16 protein-coding genes are annotated in these 9669 nt (G+C 56.9%); 12 read left to right on the forward strand and 4 right to left on the reverse strand.

The window, feature by feature from the left end; translation table 11 throughout:
- The first annotated feature begins 3 nt into the window (after positions 1–3).
- The gene (locus tag HBO10_RS01635; RefSeq protein WP_169921904.1) at positions 4–444 is read left to right on the forward strand and encodes a phage tail protein; all 441 of its coding nucleotides are present in this window, start codon (positions 4–6) and stop codon (positions 442–444) included.
- On the forward strand, positions 441–1745 hold the full coding sequence (locus HBO10_RS01640; RefSeq protein WP_169921905.1) for a phage late control D family protein: 1305 nt from the start codon (positions 441–443) through the stop codon (positions 1743–1745). Before HBO10_RS01635 ends, HBO10_RS01640 begins: the two co-directional genes overlap by 4 nt.
- Before the next feature lie 5 nt (positions 1746–1750).
- Here HBO10_RS01640 and HBO10_RS01645 read toward each other — a convergent pair whose 3' ends face one another.
- Complete coding sequence (locus HBO10_RS01645) at positions 1751–2209, reverse strand: hypothetical protein (RefSeq protein WP_169921906.1); 459 nt, start codon at positions 2207–2209, stop codon at positions 1751–1753.
- A gap of 216 nt (positions 2210–2425) precedes the next feature.
- Here HBO10_RS01645 and HBO10_RS01650 point away from each other — a divergent pair, with 216 nt between their 5' ends.
- Entirely contained in the window at positions 2426–2773 is a 348-nt protein-coding gene (locus tag HBO10_RS01650; RefSeq protein WP_169921907.1) for a hypothetical protein, read from the forward strand.
- A 31-nt stretch (positions 2774–2804) separates the two neighbouring features.
- On the opposite strand, the gene HBO10_RS01655 is transcribed toward HBO10_RS01650, so the two are convergent.
- Both HBO10_RS01655 and HBO10_RS01660 read right to left on the reverse strand, forming a co-directional pair.
- Positions 2805–2966, reverse strand: a complete 162-nt coding sequence (locus HBO10_RS01655; protein WP_169921908.1) for a hypothetical protein — start codon at positions 2964–2966, stop codon at positions 2805–2807.
- A 216-nt stretch (positions 2967–3182) separates the two neighbouring features.
- The gene (locus HBO10_RS01660; RefSeq protein WP_169921909.1) at positions 3183–3521 is read right to left on the reverse strand and encodes a helix-turn-helix transcriptional regulator; all 339 of its coding nucleotides are present in this window, start codon (positions 3519–3521) and stop codon (positions 3183–3185) included.
- An 84-nt stretch (positions 3522–3605) separates the two neighbouring features.
- Here HBO10_RS01660 and HBO10_RS01665 point away from each other — a divergent pair, with 84 nt between their 5' ends.
- Positions 3606–3806 carry a DNA-binding protein gene (locus tag HBO10_RS01665; RefSeq protein WP_083360378.1) on the forward strand — a complete coding sequence of 67 codons (201 nt, stop codon included), beginning with the start codon at positions 3606–3608 and terminating at the stop codon, positions 3804–3806.
- A 29-nt stretch (positions 3807–3835) separates the two neighbouring features.
- The gene (locus HBO10_RS01670; protein ID WP_169921910.1) at positions 3836–4309 is read left to right on the forward strand and encodes a YmfL family putative regulatory protein; all 474 of its coding nucleotides are present in this window, start codon (positions 3836–3838) and stop codon (positions 4307–4309) included.
- Positions 4310–4319: 10 nt separating this feature from the next.
- Here HBO10_RS01670 and HBO10_RS01675 read toward each other — a convergent pair whose 3' ends face one another.
- Positions 4320–4535 carry a hypothetical protein gene (locus tag HBO10_RS01675; protein WP_169921911.1) on the reverse strand — a complete coding sequence of 72 codons (216 nt, stop codon included), beginning with the start codon at positions 4533–4535 and terminating at the stop codon, positions 4320–4322.
- On the opposite strand from HBO10_RS01675, the gene HBO10_RS01680 reads away from it, so the two are divergent.
- The 7 genes from HBO10_RS01680 to HBO10_RS01710 all read left to right on the forward strand — a co-directional run bounded on the left by HBO10_RS01680 (position 4534) and on the right by HBO10_RS01710 (position 9644).
- Positions 4534–4725 carry a hypothetical protein gene (locus HBO10_RS01680; RefSeq protein ID WP_169921912.1) on the forward strand — a complete coding sequence of 64 codons (192 nt, stop codon included), beginning with the start codon at positions 4534–4536 and terminating at the stop codon, positions 4723–4725. The two genes, HBO10_RS01675 and HBO10_RS01680, sit on opposite strands and share 2 nt — an antisense overlap.
- A 12-nt stretch (positions 4726–4737) precedes the next feature.
- The gene (locus HBO10_RS01685; protein WP_169921913.1) at positions 4738–5025 is read left to right on the forward strand and encodes an ogr/Delta-like zinc finger family protein; all 288 of its coding nucleotides are present in this window, start codon (positions 4738–4740) and stop codon (positions 5023–5025) included.
- The gene (locus HBO10_RS01690) at positions 5025–5396 is read left to right on the forward strand and encodes a hypothetical protein (RefSeq protein ID WP_169921914.1); all 372 of its coding nucleotides are present in this window, start codon (positions 5025–5027) and stop codon (positions 5394–5396) included. Before HBO10_RS01685 ends, HBO10_RS01690 begins: the two co-directional genes overlap by 1 nt.
- 76 nt (positions 5397–5472) lie before the next feature.
- Positions 5473–5706 (forward strand): hypothetical protein, encoded by a 234-nt coding sequence (locus HBO10_RS01695; RefSeq protein ID WP_169921915.1) that lies wholly within the window; start codon positions 5473–5475, stop codon positions 5704–5706.
- 12 nt (positions 5707–5718) lie between these two features.
- Positions 5719–8436 carry a toprim domain-containing protein gene (locus HBO10_RS01700; RefSeq protein WP_169921946.1) on the forward strand — a complete coding sequence of 906 codons (2718 nt, stop codon included), beginning with the start codon at positions 5719–5721 and terminating at the stop codon, positions 8434–8436.
- A gap of 25 nt (positions 8437–8461) precedes the next feature.
- Entirely contained in the window at positions 8462–9283 is an 822-nt protein-coding gene (locus HBO10_RS01705; RefSeq protein WP_169921916.1) for a hypothetical protein, read from the forward strand.
- A 49-nt stretch (positions 9284–9332) separates the two neighbouring features.
- Positions 9333–9644, forward strand: coding sequence for a hypothetical protein (locus HBO10_RS01710; protein ID WP_169921917.1), 312 nt, complete (start codon positions 9333–9335; stop codon positions 9642–9644).
- The last annotated feature ends 25 nt before the right edge of the window (positions 9645–9669 follow it).

Genomic DNA, 9669 nt, shown 5'->3' on the forward strand with positions numbered 1-9669 from the left:
CCCATGATGCTCGCCCTTGGCATGTTCGTTTTCAGTCTATCGACCGCCGCCTACCAGGAGCTGCAGCGTCAAACCAATTGGCGCCATGCCAGCAACAGCCGCGTCGGCGCGCCTCCTGCGCTGCAGTTTGTTGGCCGCGGCGAAGACACCATCACGTTGCCCGGTGTCATCCTGCCGGAACTGGCTGGCAGCGTGCTCAGCCTGGATGCTCTGCGCCTGATGGCGAACACCGGCAAGGCCTGGCCGATGGTTGAAGGCACTGGACGGATTTATGGGTTGTGGGTGATCGATACCCTGAGCGAGACCAAGACCTTGTTTTTTCGCGACGGCACGCCACGACGCATTGAGTTTACCCTTGCGCTCAAGCGTACCGATGATGACCGTATTGACCTTCTCGGCGCAGCTACCAGTACTGGGCTCAACATTCTGCGGGGTTTGCTGTGATAGAGGCCGCGCTATCCAAAGTCACCGGTTACCTCATGGATACGGCGGAACGCTTCGTTCGGGACGCCGCCTATCCCGTTCCGGCCTTCCGTCTCACGGTGGACGGCAACGATATCGCCATGAAGGTGAGTCCGCGGCTGATGAACTTGGATCTAACAGACAACCGTGGCGTCGAGGCGGACCAGTTGACGATCACATTGAGCGACCACGACGGCCTGCTGTCGATACCGCCCAAGGGCGCAGTACTTCGCTTGTGGCTGGGCTGGAGCGACACCGGCCTGGTGGACAAGGGCACCTACACCGTCGACGAGACGGAACACAGCGGCGCGCCGGATGTGCTCAGCATCCGCGCTCGATCAGCAGACCTGCGCAAAGGGCTGAAGACCAAGCGCGAGCGCAGCTGGAGCAACACCACACTGGGAAAGGTCATCGGCGATATCGCCATGGGAAACAACCTGACCTCGACCGTTGCCGACGCGCTCGGGGCGCTACCGATCCTGCAGCTTGACCAGGCCAACGAATCGGACGCCAACCTGATAACACGCCTGGGCGAAGAATTCGACGCGGTAGCCAGCGTCAAAGCCGGGTGCCTGCTGTGCATCCCCGCCGGGGGCGGTAAGACCGCCAGCGGGCTTCCCCTGCCCCACATCACCCTCACCCGCGCAGACGGCGACCAGCACCGCTACCTGCAGGCGGATCGCGACAGCTACGATGGTGTCCGTGCATATTTCTACGACGTGCACAGCGCCAAAAAACAGGAGGCGATTGCCGGCGGTGGCGAGAACCTCAAGGATTTACGTCACACCTACAGCGATCAGCAGTCAGCGCTAAGGGCTGCAAGGGCCGAGTTCCGACGTCTACAACGCGGCAGCGCGACGCTCAGCTACACGCTCGCCATGGGCCGGCCGGATCTGATCCCTGAACTGACCTACACGCTCCAGGGCGTCAAGGCGGAAATCGACGAAATCATCTGGTACGGCGGCAACGTGCAGCACAACCTCAGCCCGGACAACGGCTACACAATGAGTTTGGAACTGGAGAGCAAATTGCCGGAAGACACGGTCGATGACCTGGCCGAAGAAAATAAACTGACTTACACCGGGATCATCGCCTACTACCGCGACGATAAAACCGGGAAAGAGAAAACAATGACGTCCGGCGACCAGGCCAAACCTCGGCGCTTGCTGTGGCTGTATGCCAACAAGAACACGGCCAAGCGAGCGGTGGATCGGGAGTGGAAGCGGTTAAAGGCGGCGAAAGCCGAAGCGGGAGGCCCTGCTAGTAGCGGGGCCAAAGTGTAGGAAAGTTATTCCGCAAACACAGTAATGGTTGTGCTACCACCGTCGCGGGCAAAGGCTTGGCATTCGATGGCCAGACCTTTTTGTTCGACTGTCGCAATCTCGCTTTCGTCCTTCAGTGCTTGTTGGCGGCATTGCCTGGATGCCTCCACGATGTCGGCAGCAGAACGCTTTGATACCAAACTACCGGTGCGCCCCACCAGGTCATAAAACGCCTGATCCGGGGTTGGGCCATCCCAAGTGGTTGCAACATTGGGGGAACCCATGGCGCAGCTGAGGGACAGCACGATGCTCGGGCCATCACGGTACTCGGTGGTTTGTTTTCCGTCGGTTTGTTTGACCTGAGATAGGTGGCGTTCCTGCTGTAGTGCATCAATGACAGCGTCACAGGAATCAGCAAAGGAATTTGTCGAGAGCGCTAGCAGCACCAGGCCGGTGCCAAAACCCATCAAAACATCAGTATTCACAGCAATCCCTCTGTCGATCATTCCTTGACGCTTCCGCGTCTTGTGGATGTTGCCAAGGCACATAGGCTATTAGTAGGTCACTGTTTCGGCAATACCTACAAGCGACTTCATATCCTCCCCATCAATCAACTCCCTGCGACAATGGCCTCGCAAATCCGTCGAATGATGTATGGGCTACAATCCGATCACCGAGGAAACCATCATCAAGGAAAAGAAATGACAGATCTGATTTCCACCGTCTCTACTGCTTTGGGCCTTGCTTCACGCCTGAAAGAAATCAGCAAAAATATAGAGAATGCCGAGTTCAAAAACATCCTTGCAGATTTGAGCCTTGAGCTGGCTGAAGTCAAACTAAAGCTTGCCGATCTGCTATCAGAAAATGTGCAACTCAAAGAAAAAATCAGCTCGTTGACGAGCGCTACTGGCACCCCTTGCCCAAGCTGCAATAATCGCACTTATAAACTCATCTCATCCAAGCCAGACAAAACATTTGGGGCTTTGGGCTGCAACGCACGCTTTCATGAGTGCAGCGTATGCGGATTTTCCGAAACCATAGTGGCTTGATCTAAAAGCCCGGCGAGCCGGGCTTCTCCTCCTACTGAGCGTTCAAGAGCGCAGCAATAAACCGCAGCATGTCGTTCCGGTGTTCCTCGCTTAACTGCCTGAACGCCATCACCAGGTGCAGCTCAGCGGGTGTCAAGCGCTGATCATCACCGCTTGCGGTTTGATTGGTCTCTGCATCGCTGTTCACCAACATGTCGTACTCCCTTTGCAACACGTAACGGGCGCCCGGCACCATCAATAGTGCCGTCGAAAACACCCGGCGAACGAGCGATTCTCAGCGTGTTTCCGTGTGCCACCACCCCCGCCATGCAAAAAAAGGCGACGAATGCTGTGGGTAGAGAAGTAAGTCGGTGTAGTCCGTAGGAACTAAGGCCGAGTGGTTGCCACCGGTCTAAAGCGAGGCAAAAGATCAAGTAGTCGTGGAGATTGCCAAGGCACTGGTCAGCCGCTGGACCGATGCTTTATCACCGTCAGAGAGAGAGCGGTAGTTTTCTAGAATTCGAGATTCTGCACTATCGATCCCATCCTTAGACAGCACAGCCTTCACGCTTGTCAGCACGTACTGAACATCCACACCCGCCCCCTCAAGAGCTGCCAGGTAACGCAAGTCTGGCGAATTGGTGCCTTGCTCGTACGCCTTCTGCGTCCCTCGGCTGACGCTTCCCAGCGCCCCAAAATCAGTCTGATTCAGGCCCAAACGGTCGCGCTCTTCTTTTAGGCGATCGCCCACCCCATCAGAAATGTACATTTTTTTGATCAACCCTTATTGACTTGAACATTTTTCTATTCAAGAATGACTCCACACCAACACGAACGAACACACATGAACACTATGCCCGCCCCCCTTACACCCGAGCAAGCCCGCGCGGCTCTTGACCGCAAGGGCGTCAGCATTGCCGAGTTCTGCCGTAAGTACGAGTTGAACAGAAATCTGGTCAGCGACCTGCTCAACGGCCGCAAGAAAGGTCGTCGTGGTGAAGCTCACCGGGCAGCTGTTCTGCTCGGGATCAAAGACGGTGTGATTACAAACTAGGGCCTCTGGCTCCAAGGCGAAACCAGAATATGAAACGCCCAGTTCTAGCGACAAAGCGCCAGGTAATGAGCGCAGTGATCAACGACTACGAAGGTGGCCGGGAATGCGCAGCAGCCCGGCTTGGATACGAACTCAAGAAGTTCGATAACCACATCTACGAAAACGCCGGCAGTCGGCCCTTGAGTGACGAACAGATCCACCTGTTAGAGCAGGACATGGGCACCACCTACCTGCCGGAATACATCGCAGCCATGTACGGCGGCATGTTCGTCCCCCTCGCCAAGCCTGAAACACTGGACAACGTTGACCTCTACAACCGTTCGGTACGTGCAGCAGCCAAGCGCGGTGTGGTCGATCAAATCATTGCCAAGGCGTTGGACGACGGCGTCATAGAGCGCGACGAAGCTGAGGCGATTCTGCGCGCTCACAGCCATTACATGGCGGCTCGCCACTCCGAGGTTCTGGCAACGATTCTGCTACACAGCCGGGGGACTAAACAGTGATCACCTGCCATCAGCCTTTGCCGAGCCGTGCCTTGATCTCTTTCAACGCAGTAGCTACGTCGTCGACAGCAAAGCGAATGTCTTCGGCGCTCACTACCAGTCCTGGCGCTTCCCTGTCGGTCAGCATTGTCGCGTCACGACCACGCATGACTTTCGCCAGTGCTTCATTCCGCTCCTGCAAACGTTGCAGCAAGCGTTCAACTTCTCTTTTTGAGTGATTACCCATGACTTACATCCTTGAAGAAGAAAGAAAACATCTATCGGATCTGCTGGTGATCGCTCAACAGCGACTGAACACATTAAAAGAAATCGTCGCCACCACCAATCACGACTGCTCTGGCACTGACATCCGCTTGGCCATCGGTGACGCAATCACACCGTTGAACATTGCCCACGAAGCTGCGGAAGCGCTGTAAAGGACGCCGTTTATGAGCACTTACAAGCTGGTCTGCCCTCACTGCCAAAGTCGTATGCGCATCCGCACCAGCGAAGGCCAGCACATTTTCCTACGTATCGCTTACATCCAATGCACGAACGAAGCCTGCGGCTGGTCGGTGCGTTCTGAATTTCAAATGACCCACGAACTCAGCCCCAGCGGTATGCCAAACCCGGCTGTGCGCTTGCCTGTTGCCGATGCGGTCATTCGTCGCCAGGCAATGAAAACAGTAAACGATCAACCCGATCTGCTGGAGCAACTCGAAATGGAGCGTGCGTGATGAACCTTGATCAACAAACTCATGACTACCGCAGCAGCATGCAACACGCTGCTTTCGCATACCTGCAACGCCATGAGGCAGAACACCTGGTCGATTCCGATCTGTTGTTCGACCGCTGCATTCGCCATCTGACCCTTGCGTTGGAAGTGCCCGTGTTCATGGCACCGAAACTTGTTCACAACGCCTGGACAGAACTGCAGGTGATCAAAAAGCGCCGTTGGATTGGCGTCGACTGGGCCAGTGGGTCGGACAGCACCCGTGTCCACCTGGTGGATGTTCTCGCGGACCAACGCTTCCTGGTTTCGGCTCGGTTTCTACCGCAGAAACTGCTCGACCAGCGCGCCACCGTACACAAGCCACACCCTCAGTAACGCTTCCCTTTAAACACCCGCCCTACCCCATTCCCAATGGGTTTGGGTGAGCTTTGCCCGCAATCCGAGGTGGACCATGGAAATCGACATCGCCATCACTGCAAAACTGCCCCGCGCCCAGGCCGAGGCACTGCTCCAGGACCTGCGCGCGCAGTACGCGGTGCTGTTCAACGAGCATTGGTATGACGACCGCTTTCGCATGATCCCCGAGGGTTTGCGGCACGGCTCGTTGCTGGTGGCCTTCCCCGCGCTGGCCGCACGAAAAAGCCTGATTGGCGCCCTTAAACACAGCCTCGACGAAGCGAAGTAAGCCACGATGGAAATGAAAGAAAGGCTGCGCGCCGACGTCATCCAACGCATTGAGCGGGATTACCAGCTCAAGCACATGCGCGGCACCGACTATATGCGTAAGGGTGTTTGCCCGGCCTGCGGCCAGAAGACCCTGTACACCTTCTACAACTCGCCCTGGACGCTGATATGTGGACGCCCGGAAAAGTGCGACCACCGTGTTCACGTAAAGGATGTCTACGACGACCTGTTCAACGACTGGAGCAAAACCGCTCCGTCGACACCCGACAACCCCCTTGCCACGGCGCGCGCTTACCTTGAGTTTGCCCGGGGCTTCAAGTTTGAGCTGATTGCTGGTTGGTTCAGCCAGGACAACTACTGGGATGGCCGGCTGAACATTGGCAGCGCCACGGTACGTTTCCCCCTTGAGAAAGGCGGCTACTGGGAGCGTTTGATAGATCGGCCTGACCGGTTCGGCAAGATGAAAGCGCGCTTCCGGCCGACTGGTGAAGGTCAGCCCGGTTACAAAGGCGTCTGGTGGTGCCCGCCGAGCGTGGACCTGCTCGAGGTGGACGAGCTGTTTGTAGTCGAAGGCATCTTCGACTCTATCGCGTTGGTGCATAACGACGTATCGGCCGTGTCGATGATGTCCAGCGCACCATGCCCAATTGATTCGCTCAAGGCCCTGGTCAAGCTACGCCACGACGCGGACAAACGCCTGCCGGTACTGGTTTGGGCGCTTGATAACGAGCCCGTAGCCAAGGCCAACATGCGCCGCTGGGCGAAGGAAGCTCGCGATTTGGGCTTCACCTGCAAGGCGGCAGTGATCCCACAGCCCAATGGCAAGAAGATCGATTGGAACGACCTGCACCTGCGGTGGAAGTCGATCGAAGGCGATGACAAGCGCGCCGAGCAGATCGAGCAGGACCTTGACGAAGCGCGCCATCAGGGCGATTTGCTATTGGCTGATTCGGCGGAAGAAAAAGCGTTCCTGATCTACGTGCGCAACGAGCGCAAGGAATTCCATTTCTCATTCCGCAAGCGTCTGTATTGGTTTCGGCTGGACCTTGAGAAGTACGACCGCGCCATGAGCGATCTGGAAAGTTCAGAACGCCATGAAGACCAGTTGCTCAGCGACGAACAGCGCCGTTACAAAGCGTTGCGTCAATCCGGTTCAGTCACCAGCATCGCTAACTGTAATTTCCAGGCGCTGTACTACATGCGCAACGACCTGACTGACGAGGCCTGGTATTACTTCCGCATTGAGCGCCCACAAGGTGCTGCCATCAAGAGCACGTTCACGGCCAAACAACTCACGTCATCGTCTGAGTTCTCGAATCGCCTGCTCAACGTCGCCAATGGTGCTTGGTTTGATGGCAGCGCCCAGCAACTAAAACGGATCTTGGCGCCCCAGTTGGACTGCCTGAAAGCCGTCAACACCATCGAATGGATCGGCTACAGCCGCGACCACGGCGCCTATGTCTTCAACGACGTGGCGTTTCATGGTGGCAAGGCGCAGGCGCGCAACAAGGAAGATTTTTTTGATCTCGGCAAGCTGAGCATCAAGTCGCAGAGCCAGTCGCCGGTCCTGCATATCAACACCGACCTCAACGCCTACAACGAAGGTTGGTTCGACATTTACTGGCGCTGCTTTGGCGTACAGGGCCTGGTAGTGCTTGCCTGGTGGCTGGGCGCACTGCACGCCGAACAGATCCGCCAGATCCACAAATCTTTTATGTTCCTGGAGCTTGTGGGTGAAGCCGGCTCGGGCAAGACCACCCTGGTCGAACTGCTATGGAAGTCGGCAGGGCGTACTGATTACGAAGGCTTCGACCCGTCCAAAGCTACCCCCGCAAGCCGCGCGCGCAACTTTTCGCAGGTCAGCAACCTGCCGGTGGTGCTGATCGAGTCGGAGCGTGAACAGAAGGAAGGCCAGCCGGTAAAACACTTCGATTGGGACGAACTGAAAACCGCCTACAACGGCCGTAGCGTTCGCTCCACGGGTGTGAAAAACAACGGTAACGACACCCACGAACCGCCGTTTCGCGCCGCCCTGCTGATCGCGCAGAACAATCCCGTGAACGCATCGGAGCCGATCCTGCAGCGGATCTGCCACGTCCACCTGACACGCGAGCACCACACGCCTGAAACCAAGCAGTACGCCGAGCAGCTGGAGCGCATGCCGATGGACAGCATCAGCGGCTTCCTGGTCAAGGCGCTGCAGCGCGAAAACGAAACCATGCGGCTGATGGAAGAAAACACCTCCGGCTACGAACAGGAGCTGCTGGCCCAACCTGGCGTGCGCACCGTGCGTATCGCCAAGAACCACGCCCAACTGCGCAGCCTGGTGGATGCACTGGCCGGGGTTGTGCCGCTCGGCGACCACCGAAAAGCCCTCGCCCACGCCGAAATCAGCCGCATGGCCCTGGAGCGTCAGCAGGCAATCAACGCCGACCACCCGACCGTCACTGAGTTTTGGGACTTGTACAACTTCCTGAATGGCATGGACGAGAAAGGGGCTCTGAACCACGCCCGTCGTGATGGCCTGATCGCCGTGAACCTTAACGAGTTCGTGGAGATGGCAGCAAACAAGCGGCAGCAGGTTCCGCCGTTGAGCGACCTGAAGCGCCTGCTCAAGACCAGCAAGTCACCCAAGTTTCTGGAGTCGAACAAAGCCGTCAACTCAGCCCGGCTGCTCGACGCTTTCGACAAACCAAAAACCATTCGCTGCTGGGTATTCCAGGGCGTGTAACCACCGCAACAACAGGAGCAATAACATGCAAACCGAACTGAAAGCAGAAATTCAATTTGACGATTTTTACACCGTTTTTGGCACGAAAGGGGTTGTCGCAATGGCCTGGTGGCTTGGCGCGCTACACGCCGGTCGAATCCGTGCAGATCATCATAGCTTCCCCTTTCTGTACGTCGAAGGCGCAGCGGGTAGCGGCAAAACCTTCCTTATCAGCTACCTCTGGAAACTCCTCGGCGAGGAAGAGTTCACGGCCTGTTCGCCGGAATATGCGACGCCGGCTGGTCGTACGCGCGCTCTGTTCGACGCGAGTAAGCCCGTCGTTATTTTCGAATCGGTATCAAATGCTGAATCAACTTTCGACTGGGACGAACTCCGCGATTTGTACAACAGCGGCGGCACCACCCGGCACGCCCTGCAGAGCGGATCGCAAACAACGTACTTTCGAGGTGCTCTAACAATCGTTAGCAGCCAGCCCATCCAGTGCAGCGAAGTCTTCGAAAGTCGCATTGCCCATATTCATCTCGGCATTGCTCACACTACAGAAAGCCAGAAGAGCGCTTCTGCCCTGAGTCAACTCACCGCCCAACAAGCGGGGGCTTTCGGCCAGGCCGTAGCACAGCGTGAAGACCAGATAGTCAGCACCTTCAATAAGCTCGCGCCCGCCTACACGGCATCGCTGCTTGATGAACACGGCCATCAATTGACCGTGCGTGCAGCCAAAAATGGTGGGCAGTTGATGGCGCTTGTGGACGCTCTCAGCTTGCTGCTCAACCTCACCAGTGAACAACGCCTCAATTCATTGAGCGCGGTTCGATACATCGTCGAAACCGATTTCGTTCAGTTCTGAAATCATCGGTTTTGGCGCTGCAACGCCTGCCACCCAAAGGAGAAGCACCATGCACGTACAAGTCATCACCGGTGACGGCCAGAAGGGGGAAACAGTCCGGCTCAGGCTTCTGAAAGGCCTTAAGGACTGGATTGGCGAGACCGGAAAAATCGTTCACGCCGAAGCCTACGACCCAGCCGGTCTGGTCGCGATCCTGGAGGTTCAAGCGGCTAACAATGAAGAGATCCTGGCGCTGGAGTGCAGCCGGGAACAGATCCAGGCAGTCCTAGAATGGCAGTCAGCAACTGATGAAGTTGTTGAGTTTGAAAACCTGCTGCTGCACCTGGTGCGGAAGCAAAAACCAACCGGCGAAAGCCAGTAAGAAGGTGGTGGCGAAGGGCTGCAAC

This window comes from Pseudomonas sp. WS 5503, assembly GCF_012985385.1.
Classification (GTDB): domain Bacteria; phylum Pseudomonadota; class Gammaproteobacteria; order Pseudomonadales; family Pseudomonadaceae; genus Aquipseudomonas; species Aquipseudomonas paracarnis.

What these genes read in the sequence shown, in the direction of transcription:
- HBO10_RS01635 (WP_169921904.1), top strand. Translation starts at nt 4, where the DNA reads ATGATGCTCGCCCTTGGCATGTTCGTTTTCAGTCTATCGACCGCCGCC.
- HBO10_RS01650 (WP_169921907.1), top strand. Translation starts at nt 2,426, where the DNA reads ATGACAGATCTGATTTCCACCGTCTCTACTGCTTTGGGCCTTGCTTCA.
- HBO10_RS01655 (WP_169921908.1), bottom strand. Translation starts at nt 2,966, where the DNA reads ATGTTGGTGAACAGCGATGCAGAGACCAATCAAACCGCAAGCGGTGAT.
- HBO10_RS01660 (WP_169921909.1), bottom strand. Translation starts at nt 3,521, where the DNA reads ATGTACATTTCTGATGGGGTGGGCGATCGCCTAAAAGAAGAGCGCGAC.
- HBO10_RS01665 (WP_083360378.1), top strand. Translation starts at nt 3,606, where the DNA reads ATGCCCGCCCCCCTTACACCCGAGCAAGCCCGCGCGGCTCTTGACCGC.
- HBO10_RS01670 (WP_169921910.1), top strand. Translation starts at nt 3,836, where the DNA reads ATGAAACGCCCAGTTCTAGCGACAAAGCGCCAGGTAATGAGCGCAGTG.
- HBO10_RS01680 (WP_169921912.1), top strand. Translation starts at nt 4,534, where the DNA reads ATGACTTACATCCTTGAAGAAGAAAGAAAACATCTATCGGATCTGCTG.
- HBO10_RS01675 (WP_169921911.1), bottom strand. Translation starts at nt 4,535, where the DNA reads ATGGGTAATCACTCAAAAAGAGAAGTTGAACGCTTGCTGCAACGTTTG.
- HBO10_RS01685 (WP_169921913.1), top strand. Translation starts at nt 4,738, where the DNA reads ATGAGCACTTACAAGCTGGTCTGCCCTCACTGCCAAAGTCGTATGCGC.
- HBO10_RS01690 (WP_169921914.1), top strand. Translation starts at nt 5,025, where the DNA reads ATGAACCTTGATCAACAAACTCATGACTACCGCAGCAGCATGCAACAC.
- HBO10_RS01695 (WP_169921915.1), top strand. Translation starts at nt 5,473, where the DNA reads ATGGAAATCGACATCGCCATCACTGCAAAACTGCCCCGCGCCCAGGCC.
- HBO10_RS01700 (WP_169921946.1), top strand. Translation starts at nt 5,719, where the DNA reads ATGAAAGAAAGGCTGCGCGCCGACGTCATCCAACGCATTGAGCGGGAT.
- HBO10_RS01705 (WP_169921916.1), top strand. Translation starts at nt 8,462, where the DNA reads ATGCAAACCGAACTGAAAGCAGAAATTCAATTTGACGATTTTTACACC.
- HBO10_RS01710 (WP_169921917.1), top strand. Translation starts at nt 9,333, where the DNA reads ATGCACGTACAAGTCATCACCGGTGACGGCCAGAAGGGGGAAACAGTC.